Origin of the sequence: Actinokineospora xionganensis, from assembly GCF_014323725.1 — a bacterium.
Lineage (GTDB): Bacteria > Actinomycetota > Actinomycetes > Mycobacteriales > Pseudonocardiaceae > Actinokineospora > Actinokineospora xionganensis.
This window is the reverse complement of sequence record NZ_JABVED010000029.1, coordinates 31,089-48,050: the sequence shown is the minus strand read 5'-3', so window position 1 is coordinate 48,050 and position 16,962 is coordinate 31,089. Positions and strand designations below refer to the sequence as shown.

15 protein-coding genes are annotated in these 16,962 nt (G+C 71.1%); 14 read left to right on the top strand and 1 reads right to left on the bottom strand.

Annotated elements, in window-relative coordinates; genetic code table 11:
- Window positions 1-2,316: 2,316 nt before the first annotated feature.
- The 11 genes from GPZ80_RS32270 (at window position 2,317) to GPZ80_RS30000 (ending at window position 13,876) form a co-directional block, all read left to right on the top strand.
- The gene (locus GPZ80_RS32270) at window positions 2,317-3,384 is read left to right on the top strand and encodes a tetratricopeptide repeat protein (RefSeq protein WP_187224490.1); all 1,068 of its coding nucleotides are present in this window, start codon (window positions 2,317-2,319) and stop codon (window positions 3,382-3,384) included.
- 5 nt (window positions 3,385-3,389) lie between these two features.
- On the top strand, window positions 3,390-4,388 hold the full coding sequence (locus GPZ80_RS30045; RefSeq protein ID WP_187224489.1) for an HAD-IIA family hydrolase: 999 nt from the start codon (window positions 3,390-3,392) through the stop codon (window positions 4,386-4,388).
- A 122-nt stretch (window positions 4,389-4,510) separates the two neighbouring features.
- Window positions 4,511-4,669: a hypothetical protein gene (locus tag GPZ80_RS30040; protein WP_222720081.1), complete on the top strand. Its 159-nt coding sequence runs from the start codon at window positions 4,511-4,513 to the stop codon at window positions 4,667-4,669.
- Between the two features lie 4 nt (window positions 4,670-4,673).
- Window positions 4,674-5,483, top strand: a complete 810-nt coding sequence (locus tag GPZ80_RS30035) for a TlyA family RNA methyltransferase (RefSeq protein ID WP_187224488.1) — start codon at window positions 4,674-4,676, stop codon at window positions 5,481-5,483.
- The gene (locus GPZ80_RS30030; protein ID WP_187224487.1) at window positions 5,480-6,367 is read left to right on the top strand and encodes an NAD kinase; all 888 of its coding nucleotides are present in this window, start codon (window positions 5,480-5,482) and stop codon (window positions 6,365-6,367) included. Before GPZ80_RS30035 ends, GPZ80_RS30030 begins: the two co-directional genes overlap by 4 nt.
- Window positions 6,368-6,422: 55 nt before the next feature.
- A complete protein-coding gene (gene recN, locus GPZ80_RS30025; protein WP_246477623.1) occupies window positions 6,423-8,195 on the top strand; it encodes a DNA repair protein RecN in 1,773 nt (590 codons plus the stop codon).
- A gap of 140 nt (window positions 8,196-8,335) precedes the next feature.
- Entirely contained in the window at window positions 8,336-9,520 is a 1,185-nt protein-coding gene (gene steA, locus GPZ80_RS30020) for a putative cytokinetic ring protein SteA (protein WP_187224485.1), read from the top strand.
- Window positions 9,517-10,458, top strand: coding sequence for a copper transporter (locus GPZ80_RS30015; RefSeq protein ID WP_187224484.1), 942 nt, complete (start codon window positions 9,517-9,519; stop codon window positions 10,456-10,458). Before steA ends, GPZ80_RS30015 begins: the two co-directional genes overlap by 4 nt.
- Window positions 10,459-10,623: 165 nt before the next feature.
- Window positions 10,624-11,286, top strand: a complete 663-nt coding sequence (locus GPZ80_RS30010; protein WP_187224483.1) for a hypothetical protein — start codon at window positions 10,624-10,626, stop codon at window positions 11,284-11,286.
- 263 nt (window positions 11,287-11,549) lie between these two features.
- On the top strand, window positions 11,550-13,259 hold the full coding sequence (gene pyrG, locus GPZ80_RS30005; RefSeq protein ID WP_187224482.1) for a CTP synthase: 1,710 nt from the start codon (window positions 11,550-11,552) through the stop codon (window positions 13,257-13,259).
- Window positions 13,256-13,876, top strand: a complete 621-nt coding sequence (locus tag GPZ80_RS30000) for an NUDIX domain-containing protein (RefSeq protein ID WP_312880654.1) — start codon at window positions 13,256-13,258, stop codon at window positions 13,874-13,876. Before pyrG ends, GPZ80_RS30000 begins: the two co-directional genes overlap by 4 nt.
- Window positions 13,877-13,891: 15 nt before the next feature.
- On the opposite strand, the gene GPZ80_RS29995 is transcribed toward GPZ80_RS30000, so the two are convergent.
- Window positions 13,892-14,380: a DUF1707 domain-containing protein gene (locus GPZ80_RS29995; RefSeq protein WP_312880653.1), complete on the bottom strand. Its 489-nt coding sequence runs from the start codon at window positions 14,378-14,380 to the stop codon at window positions 13,892-13,894.
- A gap of 93 nt (window positions 14,381-14,473) precedes the next feature.
- Here GPZ80_RS29995 and ald point away from each other — a divergent pair, with 93 nt between their 5' ends.
- Genes ald through GPZ80_RS29980 form a run of 3 tightly spaced genes read left to right on the top strand, consistent with a single transcriptional unit; the run spans window position 14,474 to window position 16,884 of the window.
- Window positions 14,474-15,595 (top strand): alanine dehydrogenase, encoded by a 1,122-nt coding sequence (ald, locus tag GPZ80_RS29990; protein ID WP_187224480.1) that lies wholly within the window; start codon window positions 14,474-14,476, stop codon window positions 15,593-15,595.
- Window positions 15,592-16,512 carry a site-specific tyrosine recombinase XerD gene (gene xerD / locus GPZ80_RS29985; protein WP_187224493.1) on the top strand — a complete coding sequence of 307 codons (921 nt, stop codon included), beginning with the start codon at window positions 15,592-15,594 and terminating at the stop codon, window positions 16,510-16,512. Before ald ends, xerD begins: the two co-directional genes overlap by 4 nt.
- A gap of 57 nt (window positions 16,513-16,569) precedes the next feature.
- Window positions 16,570-16,884, top strand: a complete 315-nt coding sequence (locus tag GPZ80_RS29980; RefSeq protein ID WP_187224479.1) for an ArsR/SmtB family transcription factor — start codon at window positions 16,570-16,572, stop codon at window positions 16,882-16,884.
- Window positions 16,885-16,962: the final 78 nt, after the last annotated feature.

Sequence of the window (16,962 nt, the reverse complement as noted above, 5' to 3'; positions counted from 1 at the left end):
GTGAGGGTGTGGGAGAGTAGGACGCCGCCGGACAATCATTCCCAAAGGGGCTTGTGGAGGAGCACGTTTAAGCGTGCACTGTCCACAGGCCCCTTTGGCGTCATTGTAGAGAAATTGTTGCGGGGCAGGACCCGCACGCGGGAGGACGAAGTGTCGGAGTTCGGGCGACGGGACGATTCGGGCGGCAACGACCGCCGGGGCAGCGACCGCGGATCAGGAACGGGCCGCGCGAACAGTGGCAGCCGTGGCGCCCCCCGCCGCGATACCTCACCAAGCCGCGACTTCAAGCCTCGCCGCGACGACAGCTCCCGCGGTGGTGACCGTGCCACCGGTTCCGTGTGGCGCCGTGACGACTCGCGTTCCGGCGACGCCGGCCGCCCGCACCGGGGCAATTCCCAGGACCGCGGCGGCTACCGTCCGAACCCGGCAGGCGGCGAAAGCCGAGGCGGCTACCGAGGCAGCTCCAGCGACTCGCGCCCGGGCAGCGACTCCCGTGGCTCCAGCTTCCGCCCGCGCGACGACCGCGGCGGGCCCCGCTCCACCGACCGTGACGACCGCGGCGGTTACCGCGGCGGCGACCGCGACTCACGCGGCGGATCCAGCGACTCCCGTGGTTCCTCCGGCGGTTACCGCGGTGGGGCGAGTGACTCTCGCGGTGGTTCGTCCGGTGGATACCGGGGTGGATCTAGCGATTCGCGTGGTGGTTCAACTGGTGGTTACCGGGGTGGATCTAGCGATTCGCGTGGTGGTTCAACTGGTGGTTACCGGGGTGGATCTAGCGATTCGCGTGGTGGTTCAACTGGTGGTTACCGGGGTGGATCTAGCGATTCGCGTGGTGGTTCAACTGGTGGTTACCGGGGTGGATCTAGCGATTCGCGTGGTGGTTCAACTGGTGGTTACCGGGGTGGATCTAGCGATTCGCGTGGTGGTTCAACTGGTGGTTACCGGGGTGGATCTAGCGATTCGCGTGGTGGTTCAACTGGTGGTTACCGGGGTGGATCTAGCGATTCGCGTGGTGGTTCAACTGGTGGTTACCGGGGTGGATCTAGCGATTCGCGTGGTGGTTCAACTGGTGGTTACCGGGGTGGATCTAGCGATTCGCGTGGNCGTGGTGGTTCGACCGGTGGTTACCGCGGTGGTTCCAGTGACTCGCGTGGCGGTTCTTCGGGTGGTTACCGCGGTGGGTCGAGTGACTCCCGTGGTGGTTCGACCGGTGGTTACCGCGGTGGTTCCAGTGACTCGCGTGGCGGTTCTTCGGGTGGTTACCGCGGTGGGTCGAGTGACTCCCGTGGTGGTTCGACCGGTGGTTACCGCGGCGGCTCCAGCGACTCGCGTGGCGGTTTCCGCTCCGGCGACCGCGACTCCCGCCCCGCCTACAAGTCCGGTGACCGCGACAGCCGCGGCCAGGGTGACCGCCCCAGCTACCGCTCCAACGACCGTGACGACCGCGGCGGCTACAAGTCCGGTGACCGGGACACCCGCGGCGGCTCCGGCGACCGCGGCGATCGCCCCGCCTACCGTCCGTCCGGCAAGGACGACCGCGGTGGCTACAAGGGCTCGTCGAGCACCGGTGACCGCCCCAGCTACCGCCCGTCGGACAGGGACAGCCGTGGCGGCTCCAGCGACCGTGGCGACCGCCCGAACCGCGGTGGCTACGAGCGCGGCACCTCCGGCGACCGCCCCACATACCGCGCGGCGGGTAAAGACGACCGCGGCGGTTACAAGGGCTCGTCCAGCACCAGCGACCGGGGCGGCTACCGCCCGGCCGACAAGGACAGCCGTGGCGGCTACAAGCCCGCCGACCGCGACAGCCGCGGCCAGGGCGACCGCCCCAGCTACCGCTCCAACGACCGCGACGACCGGGCCCCGCGCTCGGACTCCCGCGACGACCGTGGCGGCTACAAGGGCACCAGCGACCGCGGCGGCTACCGCCCGTCCGACAGGGACAGCCGTGGTTCCAGCGACCGCGGTGACCGCCCGAGCTACCGCCCGTCGAGCAAGGACGACCGTGGCGGTTACAAGGGCTCGTCGAGCACCGGTGACCGCCCCAGCTACCGCCCGTCCGACAGGGACGACCGCGGTGGTTACCGCGGCTCGTCGAGCACCGGTTCGCGTGATGACCGCGGTGGCGCCCGCGACGGCCGCAGCACCCGCCCCACCGGCAAGAGCGAGCGCGGTGCCTACAAGCCCGCCGACCGTCCCGGTTTCCGCCCCGGCCACCGCGACGACCGCCCGCCCTACCAGCGCCCCGAGAACGTCGACGCGTCGACGGACCAGGCCGTTGTCGGCGAAGCAGGCGAATCCAGCGAATCCACTGTGCAGGCAACGGAAGCAGCCTCGACCGAGGTCGTCTCCGACAGCCCCGACACCGAGGCTCCGGTCGAGCGTAAGTTCGACCGCGACGAAGAGCGCCGTCCGCGCCGCGACGAGGGTGACCGGCGTCCGCGTCGGGAAGACCGTCCCCGGGAGGAGCGCCCCCGCCGTGAGGGCGACGCGCCGTTCGACAGCGGTCCGGCGGTGCCGGAAGGCGCCGACTACGCCAAGCTCGACGTCGAGGCCCGGGCCGGGCTGCGCAGCCTGCCCAAGTCGCTGGCCGAGATGATCGGCAAGCACCTGGTCGCCGCGGGCATGCTCATCGACGAGGACCCGCAGCGGGCACTCGTCCACGCCCGCTACGCCCGTGAGCGCGCCGCTCGCGTGGCCGTGGTCCGTGAGGCAGCCGGTCTGACCGCGTACCACGCGGGGGAGTGGGCTGAGGCCCTGTCCGAGCTGCGGGCGGTGCGTCGCATGAGTGGTGGCAACGCCCACGTCGCGGTCATGGCCGACTGCGAGCGCGCCATGGGCAGGCCCGAGAAGGCGCTGGAGTTGGCGAAGGAAGCCGGTTCCGACCTTCCCGCGGACGTCGCCGTGGAACTGCGGATCGTCAGTGCCGGCGCCCGGCGCGACATGGGGCAGCTCGAAGCCGCCGTCGTCGCGCTGCAGGGCCCGGACCTCGACCCGAAGCGCCACGACCCGTGGAGCGCCCGCCTGTTCTATGCCTACGCCGACAATCTGGAAGCCGCGGGCCGCACTGACGACGCGATCCGCTGGTTCCTCAACGCCGCGCAGGTCGACGACGACGAGGACACCGACGCCGCTGAGCGTGCGTTCGCCCTCGGCGCCGACGAAGCCGAAGTGGCCGCGGTGCTCCCGGGCGAGACCCTCGAAATCGAGGTCGAGCCCCTGCCCGCCGACGAAACCGACACCGACGCTGAGGTCGACGCGGAACCGTTGGCGGACAAGGCATCCGACGGCGAAGCAGTGGCCGACGAGTCCGATGAGGCAGTGGATTCGGTGCCCCGCGCCGACACCGCCGCCGACAAGGACTCCACCGACCGAGGCTGACAGCAATGACCGACTGGCTCCTGCACCGCTACGACGCTCTGCTGCTCGACCTCGACGGCACCGTCTACCGCGGTGGCGAAGCCATCCCAGGCGCGGCCCCGGCCGTCCTGACCGCCCGCGACCACGGCGTCGCGGTGCGGTTCGTCACGAACAACGCCTCACGGGCACCAGAAGAAGTCGCGGCGCACCTCACCGGGATCGGCATCACCGCCGACCCCGGTGAGGTGAGCACCAGCGCCCAAGCAGGCGCCGCCGTGCTCGGCGAGCACCTCGACCCCGACGACGAAGTCCTCGTCGTCGGCTCCGACGCGCTCGCTGACGAGGTCGTCGAAGCCGGGTTTCGCGTCGTCCGCGTCGCCGGCCCGGACACCAAGGCCGTAGTGCAAGGCCTCTCCCCGAAGACCGCCTGGCCTGACCTCGCCGAAGCGTGCGTCGCCATCCGCGCCGGGGCGCTGTGGGTCGCCTGCAACGTCGACCGCACTCTCCCCACCGAACGCGGCCTGCTGCCCGGCAACGGTTCCCTCGTCCATGCCCTGCGCGTGGCGACCGACCGCGAGCCCCTCGTGGCGGGCAAGCCGGCGAAGCCGCTGATGGCCGAGTCCGTTCGCTCCGCCGACGCCGACCGCCCACTGGTCGTCGGCGACCGCCTCGACACCGACATCGAAGGCGCGGTGACGGCCAAGCTCGACTCCCTGCTCGTCCTCACCGGCGTCGCCACCCCACGTGACCTGCTGGAAGCGGGCGCGCACGAGCGCCCCACCTACGTCGCCGAAGACCTCGCCGTGCTCACCGAACCGGCCCCCGAGTTCACCGCCAAACCCGGCTGGACGGTCGAGAAGACCGATGGGCAGCTCATGGCGAGTGGCGACGGCGACCACCTCGACCTCCTGCGTGCCCTCTGCGCCGCGCACTGGGCCGGGGACGGCGGTCCGGTGGCGGTGCGGTCGGCGGATAGGGGTGCGGCGGCCGCACTGAGCGCGTTGGGACTCTCCGGGCAGCGCTGACGCGGTCATCCCCGTCGATCGGATAGCGTGGAGGGGTGCAGGTGGATTTCGACGAAACCAGGCCACGGCCCATTCCCGGGCCGCCGCCCAGCGGCTCTGTAATCGACACAGCGACCGATTCTGTGACCGATCGAGACTCAGCCATCGATGACGAGGCCATCAACGACGCTGTCGCGGGCCTCAACGGCCTCGACGCGCTCCCGGTCGCCGACCACGTCGAGCGCTACGACACCGTGCACGTCGCGCTGACCGCGGCCCTCGCCGGCATCGACAAGGTCTGACCCGGTGCCGCCCAAGAGGGCGCGGCTCGACGCGGAACTGGTGCGTCGAGGCCTCGCCCGCTCGCGGGAACACGCTTCCCAGCTCATCTCCGACGGCCGGGTCACCATCCGCGGCACCGTCGCGACCAAAGCCGCCACCGGCGTCGAGAACGACGCCCCCATCGTGCTCCGCGACGACGTCGAAGACCCTAACTGGGCTTCCCGCGGCGCCCACAAACTCATCGGCGCGCTCGACGCGTTCGGCATCGCCGTTGACGGCAAGCGCTGCCTCGACGCGGGCGCGTCCACCGGCGGGTTCACCGACGTGCTGCTGCGCCGGGGCGCCACCCAGGTCGTCGCCGCCGACGTCGGTCGCGGCCTGCTGGTCTGGCGCCTGCAGACCGACGACCGGGTCCTCGTCCGCGACAAGACCAACGTGCGCGCGCTGACCGCCGAGGACACCGACGGCCCGGTCGACCTGATCGTCGCCGACCTGTCGTTCATCTCCCTCGGCCTGGTCCTGCCCGCGCTGCTGGCCTGCGCGAACCCGGACGCCGACCTGCTGCCGATGGTCAAACCCCAGTTCGAGGTCGGCAAGGAGCGGCTCGGCGCGGGCGGAGTCGTCCGCAGCCCCGAACTGCGCGCCGAAGCCGTGCTCAGTGTCATCGAGACCGCCGCGCGCAAGGGCCTGCGCGCGCACGGTGTGGTGGCCAGCCCGCTGCCCGGCCCGTCCGGGAACGTCGAATACTTCGTCTGGCTGCGCCGCGGCGAACCGCTGCCCGAGGCGGAGGCGCGCGCGTTGGTGGAGAAGGCCGTCGAGGAAGGGCCGCAATGACGGACCGCGAGATTTTGCTGGTCGTGCACACCGGCCGCGTCGAGAACCGGCGCACCGCGGAGAAGGTCGCGGGCGCGTTCGCCGCCGCGGGCGTGCGGCTGCGCGTCCTCGACGACGAGGCCCCCGACCTCGACCCGTCCTGCTACGGCCGGGTGGTCCCGCTGGGCCCGGAGGCGGCGGTCGGCACCGAACTGGTCTTCGTCCTCGGCGGCGACGGCACCCTGTTGCGCGCCGCCGAACTGGCGCGGCCCGCGGGTGTGCCGGTGCTGGGCGTGAACCTCGGCCGGGTCGGCTTCCTCGCCGAAGCCGAGTCGGACGCATTGGAGGAGGCCGTCAGCCTCGTCGTCACCCAGGGGTACCGGGTCGAAGAGCGGATGACCGTGGACGTCGTCGCCCGGCTCGACGGCCAGGTCATCGCCGACACGTGGGCGCTCAACGAGGCCAGCGTCGAGAAGAGCAGCCGCGAACGCATCCTCGACGTGCGCATCGAGGTCGACGGCCGCCCGGTGTCGTCCTTCGGCTGCGACGGCGTCCTGTGCGCGACACCGACCGGGTCCACGGCTTACGCGTACTCCGCGGGCGGGCCGATCGTGTGGCCTGATGTGCAGGCCATGCTCGTGGTGCCCAGCAACGCGCACGCGATGTTCTCCCGGCCCATGGCCGTCTCCCCGCACTCCGTGGTCGCCGTCGAGGTCGACCCGGCCGGACACCCGGCTGTGCTGTGCTGCGACGGCCGCCGCACCTTCGACATCCCGCCGGGCTCCCGGATCGAGATCGCGGGCGGGAAACTGCCGATCAAGCTGGTCCGGCTGCGCGACGAGCCGTTCACCGACCGGCTGGTCGACAAGTTCGATCTGCCGGTGCAGGGGTGGCGATCCCGGTGACACCCGCACCCGGATGTCACCCCGAGCCGCTAGGGTGCGCCCTGTGCTAGCCGAGATGCGTATCCAGGACCTCGGCGTGATCGATGAGGCCACGCTTGAGCTCCACCCCGGATTCACCGTCGTCACCGGCGAGACCGGTGCGGGCAAGACGATGGTCGTCACCGGCCTGCACTTGCTCTCCGGCGGCCGTGCCGAGGCGTCCCGTGTGCGCAGCGGGAAGTCCAAGGCCGTCGTCGAGGGCCGGTTCGAGGGCCTGACCGGCTCCCCGGCCGCGGCGGTCGCCACCGAGGCGGGCGCCGAACCCGACGACGACGGCAGCTTGATCGCGCTGCGCAGCGTCAACAGCGACGGCCGTTCCCGCGCGCACCTCGGCGGCCGCTCTGTGCCCGTCGGTGTGCTGTCCGACCTGGCCGAGCAGCTGATCGCGGTGCACGGCCAGAACGACCAGCTCCGCCTGCTGCGCCCGGCCGAGCAGCGCGCGGTCATCGACCGCTACGCCGGTGAGGCCGTCAGCTCCGTGCTGGCCGACTACCGCCGCGTCCGCGACGAGTGGATCGCCGTCAGCACCGAACTCACCGACCGCACCCGCCGCGCCAAGGAGATGGCCCGCGAGGCCGACATCCTGCGGCTGGGCCTGGAGGAGATCGCCGCGGTCGATCCGAAGCCCGGCGAGGACGTCGAGCTTGTCGAGCGCGCCCGCAGGCTCGCCGACGCCGACCAGCTGCGTGAAGCCGCCACCGGCGCCAGCCTCGCCGTGTCGGGGTCACCCGACGGCGACCCGGACCTGCCCGGCGCCCTCGGCGCCATCGGCGAAGCCCAGCGCCGCATCGCAGGCGCCGACGACCCCCGCCTGCGCGAGTTGGAGCCGCGCCTGGCCGAGGCCGCCGTGCTGCTCACCGACGTCGGCTCCGAGCTGACCGCCTACCTCGACTCCCTCGACGCCGACCCGGCCGTGCTGGAACAGGTCCTCGCACGCCAGGCCGAGCTCAAGGCCATCACCCGCAAGTACGCCGCCGACATCGACGGCGTCATCGCCTGGGCCCGCGACGCGAACGAGAAGCTCGCGACCCTCGACACGTCCGAGGGCGCCCTGGGCGAGCTCGCCGCCCGCAAGATCGCGCTGGCCCAGCAGCTGGCGGGCATCGCGGTCGCGCTGACCGCCGCCCGCGAGAAGGCCGCCGAGGAACTGGCGAAGGCCGTCACCGACGAGCTGGGCGGGCTCGCGATGGGCCAGTCCAGCATCCAGATCACCGTCCGCCCCCGCGCCGCCGACGAAGGCGACCCGGTGGCCCTCGACGTGGCGGGGCAATCGCTGCACGCGGGCGCCGACGGTGTCGACGACGTCGAACTGCTGCTGGTCGCCCACGACGGAGCGCTTCCGCTGCCGGTGCACAAGGGCGCCTCCGGTGGTGAGCTGTCGCGGGTGATGCTCGCGATCGAGGTGGTTCTCGCCCACTCCGACCCGGTGCCGACCCTGGTGTTCGACGAGGTGGACGCCGGTGTGGGCGGTCGGGCGGCGGTCGAGATCGGCCGCAGGCTGGCCCGGCTCGCGCGCAGCCACCAGGTCATCGTGGTCACCCACCTGGCCCAGGTCGCCGCGTTCGCCGACCGCCACCTGATCGTCGACAAGAGCGCCACCGGCGGCGTCACCCGAAGCGATGTGCGAACACTGGATGAGCCGACACGGGTGATCGAACTGGCCCGCATGCTGGCGGGCATGGAGTCCACCGAGACGGGACGCGCCCACGCGGAGGAGCTGCTGGCCTTGGCCGACGGCGAAAAACACGACTGGGAACTCAGCGGCAAACCCCGCCCCAAGCGCCGCTGACCAACCACCCGCGAGTCCCCACTTCCCGACACCGAGTGCTCATTTCAGCGCGCCTGAGATGAGCACTCGTTGTCGGGAAATGAGGACTCGCGACGGCGTGGCAAACGGACCAACCCGGATCGGTTTGTCACCATCGGGCCATGAAGCTTCCCGGCGTCCTCCATCGATCACAGCACGCCCTACCTGGGGTGACCGGCGTCGCACGGGTCGACAGGCGTACCGGTGACCTCCTGCGACGAGTGTCTCAAGGGGACATCGTCGTCCTCGACCAGCTCGATCTCGACCGGGCCACCGCCGACGCGCTGGTCCGCGCCGAGGTCGGCGCCGTCGTCAACGCGTCCCCCTCCATCTCCGGCCGCTTCCCCAATCTCGGGCCCGAAGTCCTTGTCGGAGCGGGTATCCCGCTGATCGACGGCGTCGGCCAGGACGCGCTGCGGGCGATCAAGGAAGGCACCAAGCTCCGCCTGCACGAGGGCACGGTCTACATCGGTGAGCGTGAGGTCGCCCAAGGCGTCCAGCAGACGCCGGAGTCCGTTGCCGACCAGATGATCGAGGCCAAGGCGGGCATGTCCGCCCAGCTCGAGGCGTTCTCCGCGAACACGATGGAGTTCCTGCGCCGCGAACGCACGATGATCCTCGACGGTGTCGGCGTCCCCGAGTTGCGAACCCCGCTCAAGGGCAAGCAGGTCGTCGTCGTCGCGGGCGGCCACGAGCACGTCGCGGACCTCAGGCTGCTCAAGCGCTACATCTCCGAGCACCGCCCGGTCCTGATCGGCGTCGACTCCGGCGCCGACGCCCTGCGCGTCGCAGGCTACAAGCCGGACGTCATCGTGGGCGACCCGCGCGGCATCAGCACCGAGACCCTGCGGTCCGGCGCCGAGGTCGTCGTGCCCGCGCAGACCGACGGACACGCGCCCGGTCTCGTCCGCATCCAGGACCTGGGCATCGGCGCGGTGACGTTCCCCGCGTCCGGCAACGCCGAGGACCTGGCGCTGCTGCTCGCCGACTCCCACGACGCGACCCTGGTGGTCACGGTCGGTTTCCAGGCCACCCTGCGGGAATTCCTCGACCGGGGCCGCTCCGGCTCCAACCCGTCCACCTTCCTGACCCGGCTCAAGCTCGGCAGCAAGCTCGTCGACGGCAAGGCCGTCGCCGCGCTGCACCGCAGCCGGGTGTCCGTCGCCGCCATCGTGCTTCTGGTGATGGCCGCGATGGTCGCGATCGCCGCCGCCATCGCGGTGTCCGGCGTCGGCGCGGCGTACACCGACTCGATCATCGGCACGTGGAACTCGTTCGTCGACTGGTTCAAGGGGCTGTTCTCGTGATCTCGCTGCGCTACCACGTCATCTCGATCGCCGCGGTGTTCCTCGCGCTCGCTGTCGGCGTGGTGCTGGGCTCGACGACGCTGAGCCGCACCCTGCTGTCCGGGCTCAACAACGAGAACAGCGAACTGGGCACCCAGGTCGCCGAACTCGAAGACCAGCGCAACGCTCTCAACGCCCGCCTCGGCGACGCCGACTCGTTCGCCGCGACCATCGGCCCGGCCGCGGTCAAGGGCTCACTCGCGCAGCGCACGGTCGTGTTGGTGACGACCGCCGACGCGCGCCCGTCCGACCGCGACTCCCTCAAGGGCCTGATCGCCAACGCCGGCGCGGTCGTCACCGGGGAGGTGCAGCTGACCGACGCCTTCGCCGACCAGTCCCGCGCGGACGAGCTGAAGGACATTGTCACCCGCCTGCTCCCCGCCGGTGTGCAGCTGCCGACCGTCAGTGACCCGGGATCGCTCGCGGGTGGTCTGCTGGGCCCACTGATGCTCATCAGCAAGGTCGACAACAAGCCGCAGGTCACCCCCGAGGAGTCGGCGGCGGTGCTGGCCGGGCTGACCGACGGCGGGTTCGTCAAGGCGTCCCCGGAGCTCAAGCCCGCGCAGCTCGCGATCATCCTGACCGGTGGCGCCGCGTCCGGTGACGGCGCGGGCGACCGCGCGGCCACCCTCGCGCGCTTCGCCGCCCAGGTGGACCGCTCCGGCGCCGGTGCGGTGCTCGCCGGGTCGGCGGGCTCGGCCAACGGGACCGGCGCGGTGGGCGTGATCCGCGCGGACACGGCTGCGTCGTCGATCCTCTCGACGGTGGACAACGCCGACACGCCGGCGGGTCGGATCGTCACGATCCTGGCGCTCGGCGAGCAGCTCGAAGGCAAGGCGGGCCGGTACGGAAACGCCGGGAACGCGCAGGCCCCCGCACCGGGTGCGCCCGCCGAGTAGAACTCCACACACAGCGAGCGACAAGGACCCGCGAAACCCGTTCGGATGGTCTGCCGCGCACGGACGGGTGGGCTGTCGGTGATCCTGCTCATTTCCCCTGTCCCTGGACCGATGTCCCCATGAAGGCATCGATATCTGCGCCAGGAACAAGGGAAGTGAGCGGCAATGGGACACATCAGGGCAACGCGGCTGGGTTTCTGCGCGGCCGTGGCGGCGGTCGGCTTGGTCGCGGGCGCCACGCCCGCGCTGGCCTCCAACCCGGCGGGGGTCGCGGCACTCGGATCGGCCCAGTTCGTCAAGGCGGGCGTGACGACCAGCGTGCCGACGCTGGCCCAGTGCGCCGTCGACGGCCAGACCACCGTGACGACCCCGGGCGTCACCGCCTCGGGTGTGCGCTGGGGCACGGCGACCTCCACGTGCACGACGACCGTGGTCGACCCGGACAACGACGTCACCACGACCAAGTCCGAGGCGCTGGGGGGCACGTTCGAACTCTCGGCACTGGTCTCGGCGGGCGGCCCCCGGGTGAAGCTGACCAGCTACCGCGTCACCTGCAACGCCACGCAGGGCGGCACCAGCGCGAGCTGGTCGTTCGCGGGGATGACGGGCATCACCGGCCTGCCGAACCCGATGCCGCGCGGCCACGTCAAGAACATCACCAAGACCGGCGGCACCGTGCTGGCGACGGCGACGTTCAACGAGATCACCCTGCCCGACCCCAACGACGGCAGCATCGCCCTCACGATGATGCGCATCACCTTCCTCCCGGCCTCCGGCATCACCGGTGAGGTCGTAGTCGGCCGCACCGCCTGCTCCCCGACCCCGTAATCAGTAAACGGAACCACCACGCTCGGCCGCGGTGACGTTTCGGGGCCCCTCACGAACACGCCATGGAAGTTGGCAGTGTTCGTGCTCGGCCCCCGAAACGTCACCATCAAAGCGGCCGAGCCGCGCCGCCGAGGCGGCGCCATGTCACAGTCCGAGCCGCGCGCCCGAAGGGGTGCGCCATCCAACAGAGTGTTAGTGTGAAGTCCCGTGGAACGGGCGGTAATTTCCAGCCGCCGACGCAAAGATCGACCACGGGAGCATCGTTGCCTCAGCAAGCTCGGACGACCAAGCACGTCTTCGTGACCGGAGGCGTCGCCTCCTCGCTGGGCAAGGGGCTCACCGCGTCCAGCCTCGGCCAGCTACTCACTTCGCGTGGCCTGCGCGTCACCATGCAGAAGCTGGACCCGTACCTCAACGTCGACCCCGGAACGATGAACCCGTTCCAGCACGGCGAGGTCTTCATCACCGAGGACGGCGCCGAGACCGACCTCGACATCGGCCACTACGAGCGCTTCCTCGACCGCTCGCTCTCCGGTTCGGCGAACGTCACCACCGGCCAGGTCTATTCGGCGGTCATCGCCAAGGAGCGACGCGGCGAGTACCTCGGTGACACGGTGCAGGTCATCCCGCACATCACCGACGAGATCAAGTCCCGGATCAGAGCCATGGCCCTGCCCGACGAGAACGGTGTGGCGCCCGATGTGGTCATCACCGAGGTCGGCGGCACCGTGGGCGACATCGAGTCGCTGCCGTTCCTGGAGGCCGCGCGCCAGGTCCGCCACGACGTCGGCCGTGACAACGTCTTCTTCCTGCACGTGTCGCTGGTGCCGTACCTCGCGCCCTCCGGTGAGCTGAAGACCAAACCGACGCAGCACTCCGTCGCCGCGCTGCGCAACATCGGCATCCAGCCGGACGCGATCGTCTGCCGCGCCGACCGGGAGATCCCGGACGCGCTCAAGCGCAAGATCGCGCTCATGTGCGACGTGGACACCGAGGCCGTCGTGGCCGCGCCCGACGCGCCCTCCATCTACGACATCCCGCGCGTGCTGCACGGCGAGGGGCTCGACGCCTATGTCGTGCGCCGCCTCGGCCTGCCGTTCCGCGACGTCGACTGGACCGTGTGGGGCGACCTGCTCGACCGGGTCCACAAGCCGAAGGAGACGGTGCGGATCGCGCTCGTCGGCAAGTACGTCGACCTGCCCGACGCGTACCTGTCGGTCACCGAGGCGCTGCGTGCGGGCGGTTTCGCCCACCGCGCGAAGGTCGAGATCCTGTGGGTCCCCTCCGACGAGTGCGAGACCCCGGCGGGGGCGGCCGCCGCTCTGTCCGGTGTGGACGGTGTGCTGATCCCGGGCGGCTTCGGGGTTCGCGGCATCGAGGGCAAGCTCGGCGCGATCACCTACGCGCGCACCAACCGCATCCCCACCCTCGGCCTGTGCCTGGGCCTGCAGTGCATGGTGATCGAGGCGGCGCGCAACCTCGCGGGCATCGCCGGGGCGAACTCCGCGGAGTTCGACGAGACGACCAAGCACCCGGTCATCAGCACCATGGCCGACCAGGAGGACGTCGTCGCGGGCGAGCGGGACATGGGCGGCACGATGCGCCTGGGCTCCTACCCGGCCGCGCTGACCGCGGGCTCGGTCGTCGCCGGGGTCTACGGCAGCCGTGAGATCACCGAGCGGCACCGTCACCGCTACGAGGTCAACAACTCCTACCGCGACCGCCTGGCCAAGGCCGGTCTGGTGTTCTCCGGCACCTCGCCGGACGGTCACCTCGTCGAGTTCGTCGAGCTGCCCGCGAAGACCCACCCGTTCTTCGTCGGCACCCAGGCGCACCCGGAGCTCAAGAGCAGGCCGACCCGCCCGCACCCGCTGTTCGCCGGTTTCATCAAGGCCGCCATGACCTACCTGTTGGCCGAGCGCCTGCCGGTGGAACTGGACGAGGAGCCGGTGGCGGCGGGGGCGAAGGCGTGACGGAGTCCGCTCGGCACGAGTTCTCCGTGGTGTCCACTCGCGACATCCACATCGGACGCATCCTGGCGCTGCGCATCGACGAGGTCCGGATGCCCGGCGGCAACACCGCATCGCGCGAGGTGGTCGAACACCTCGGCGCGGTGGCGGTGGTCGCGCTCGACGACGACGGGACGCTGGTCATGATCGATCAGTACCGGCATCCGTTGGGGCGCAGGCTGTGGGAGCTGCCCGCCGGTCTGATCGACGCGGGCGAGGACCCGCTCGTCGCGGCCAAGCGCGAGCTGGTCGAAGAGGTCGGCGTGGTCGCCTCCGACTGGTCGGTTCTGGTGGACGTGGCCGTCTCGCCCGGGTTCACCGACGAGGTCATCCGGATCTACCTGGCCACCGGGTTGTCCACTGTGGACCGTGAGGTGCTTGGGGACGAGGAGGCCGACCTGGTCGCGCACCGGGTGCCGCTGGACCAGGCGGTCCGGATGGCCCTGGCCGGTGAGATCGTGAACGCCGCGGCGATCAGCGGTGTGCTGGCGGCCTTCGCCGTGGACTCCGGCGCCGCCGCGCCACGCGTCCCGGACGCGCCGTGGACCGACGAGCCGACGAGGTTCGCCCAGCGGTCCTGACGTCGGTGGCGAGGGTCAGTCGAGAAGACGGCGGCCCTCGCCGTCGGTGCCGCCGTTGACCAGCAGCAGGATGCCGTCGATCAGCGTCCAGATGCCGAAGCCGCCGCAGGTGAGCAACTGGGCGACGGCGATGCCGTAGTGGCCGGTGTAGAACCGGCCCACGCCGAACGGCAGGAAGATCTGCAGGATCCCGGCCACGACTTTGGACTTGGTCGAGTAGTGGTAGTCCGGCGGCGGGTAGTACACGTGCGCCGGAGCCGGGGGCGGGTAGCTCGGCAGCCGGGGCGCGGCCATCGTGGGCGGGACCATGAACGCCGGGTAGGGCGGCGGCAGGTCGACGAACAGCGCGCGCACGTCATGGCGGGTGACCGCGTTGACCGCCACGTTGACGCGCTCGTCGTACTCGTCGACGGGCAGCCTGCCCTCGGTGAAGTGCGCGCCGAGGATCCGCACCACGTCGTCGCGCTCCGCGGTGCCGATGCGGATCGCGTCAGGGTCGTTCACGGTCGTCACAATAGTTCAGACGCGTGCGGTCGATGACCGGTTTCGCCGCGCGTCAACGGGTCTCCGGCGGCGTCCGGCACTACGCTCGACTGCGTGCTGGTCGGCGTTCCGCGGGAGGTCAAGAACCACGAGTACCGGGTGGCCATCACGCCTGCCGGGGTGCTCGAGTTGGTCGACCGCGGGCACCGCGTGCTGATCGAGGCGGGCGCGGGAGACGGTTCGGCTTTTTCCGACGAGGAGTACGTCGCGGCGGGCGCCGAGATCGTCCCCACCGCCGACGACGTGTGGGGCGCCGCCGAACTCGTGCTCAAGGTCAAGGAACCGGTGGCCGAGGAGTACCCGAGGCTGCGGCGCGGGCAGACCCTCTTCACCTACCTGCACCTCGCTGCCGGTGCCGAGTGCACCCGCGCGCTGGTCGACGCGGGCACGACCGCGATCGCGTACGAGACCGTCCAGCTGCCGGACCGGTCGCTGCCACTGCTCGCCCCGATGAGCGAGGTCGCCGGGCGGATGGCTCCCCAGGTCGGCGCGCACTGTCTCGAACGAGCCCAGGGCGGCCGCGGTGTCCTGCTCGGCGGGGTGTCCGGGGTGGCGGCGGGCAAGGTGGCCGTCATCGGCGCCGGGGTGTCCGGGATGAACGCCGCGAGCATCGCGCTGGGCTTCCAGGCCGAGGTCGTCGTTCTCGACACCAACGTCAACCGGCTGCGGCAGATCGACTTCACCTACCGCGGACATCTGCAGACCATCGCGAGCAACGCCTACGAGATCGAGAAGGCGTGCCGGTGGGCGGACCTGGTGATCGGCGCCGTCCTCGTGCCCGGCGCGAAGGCCCCCACGCTGGTGTCGAACGAACTCGTCGCGCGGATGCGCCCGGGGTCGGTGCTCGTCGACATCGCCATCGACCAGGGCGGCTGCTTCGCCGACTCGCGGCCCACCACGCACGCCGAGCCCACGTTCCGGGTCCACGACTCCGTCTTCTACTGCGTCGCCAACATGCCCGGAGCGGTGCCGAACACCTCGACCCGCGCGCTCGCCAACGTCACGCTGCCCTATGTCCTGGCCCTCGCGGGCGGGGTGCGGACCGCGGTGACGGCCGACCCGGCGCTGGCCAAGGGCGTCAACGTGGCCGATGGGTCGGTCGTGTTGCCCGAGGTCGCCCAGGCGCACGGGCTTGAGCACGTGCCGCTGGTCGACGTGATCGGAGGGCTCCGCTGACCGCGCCCGAAGTCGTCCTCCGCACCTACCTCGACCATCTCGCCGTCGAACGCGGCACGTCGCCGAACACCCTCGATGGCTACACCCGCGACCTGCGCCGCTACCTCGACCACCTCGCCGCCGACGGCATCCGCGACGTCGCCGACGTGGGGGAGCGGCACGTGTCGGCGTTCCTGGCCAAGCTGCGCGAAGGCGACGCCGACCACCCGCCGCTGGCCGCGTCGTCCGCCGCCCGCGCGCTGGTCGCCGTGCGGGGGCTGCACCGGTTCGCCGTCCGCGAGGGCATCACCGAACACGACCCGGCGCGCGAGGTGAAGCCGCCGACCCCGCCGCGCAGGCTGCCCAAGGCGCTACCGGTCGACGACGTCCTGCGCCTGCTCGACACTCCGGTCGGCGAAGGCCCGGGCGTGCTGCGCGACCGCGCACTGCTCGAGGTGCTCTATTCGACCGGCGCGCGCATCTCCGAGGCGGTCGGGCTCGACCTCGACGACATCGACACAGTGGAACGCACGGTCCTGCTCGATGGCAAAGGTGGCAAGCAGCGGCTGGTCCCGATCGGCAGGCCCGCGCTCGACGCGCTCGACGCCTACCTGGTGCGGGCCCGGCCGGGGCTGGCCGCGCGCGGGCGGGGCACACCCGCGGTGTTCCTCAACGTCCGCGGCGGGCGGCTCACCCGGCAGAGCGCGTGGAACGCGCTGAAGGTCGCGGCCGAACAGGCGGGCATCCGGGTCCCGGTCTCCCCGCACACCCTGCGGCACTCGTTCGCCACGCACCTGCTCGAAGGTGGCGCTGACGTGCGGGTTGTCCAGGAACTGCTCGGCCACGCGTCGGTCACCACGACCCAGATCTACACGCTCGTCACGGTCAACACCCTGCGCGAGGTCTACGCCACCGCGCACCCACGCGCCCTCGGGTAGTCCTGAGTTCCGCTCACCTATTGGTCTCCAATACCCTGTGCGCCCTGGAGGTGCGAGATGGGTGAGCTGGACGAACCGACGGTGGACCACGTCACGCTTCCGGGGGTGCTGCACGCCCTGAGCGACCCCACCCGCCTGGCTGTCGTCGCGCAGCTCGCCTCGACGAACGAGATGTCGTGCGGTCACCTCGAGGTCGCCGTGGCCAAGTCGACCCTGTCCCAGCATCTGCGCGTGCTGCGTGAGTCAGGCGTCACCCACACCCGCCCGGATGGCAACCAGCGGTGGCTCTCGATCCGTCGCGACGACCTGGACCAGGCATTTCCCGGGCTGCTCGACTCCGTCCTAGGGGCCATGAGCCCCACCGATACCTGAGCTGACCTACGCCTCCACGCGGCGAGCCGCGTTGGTGGGCGACCAATACCCCCTTACGCTGCGCTTGACAAGGATCGC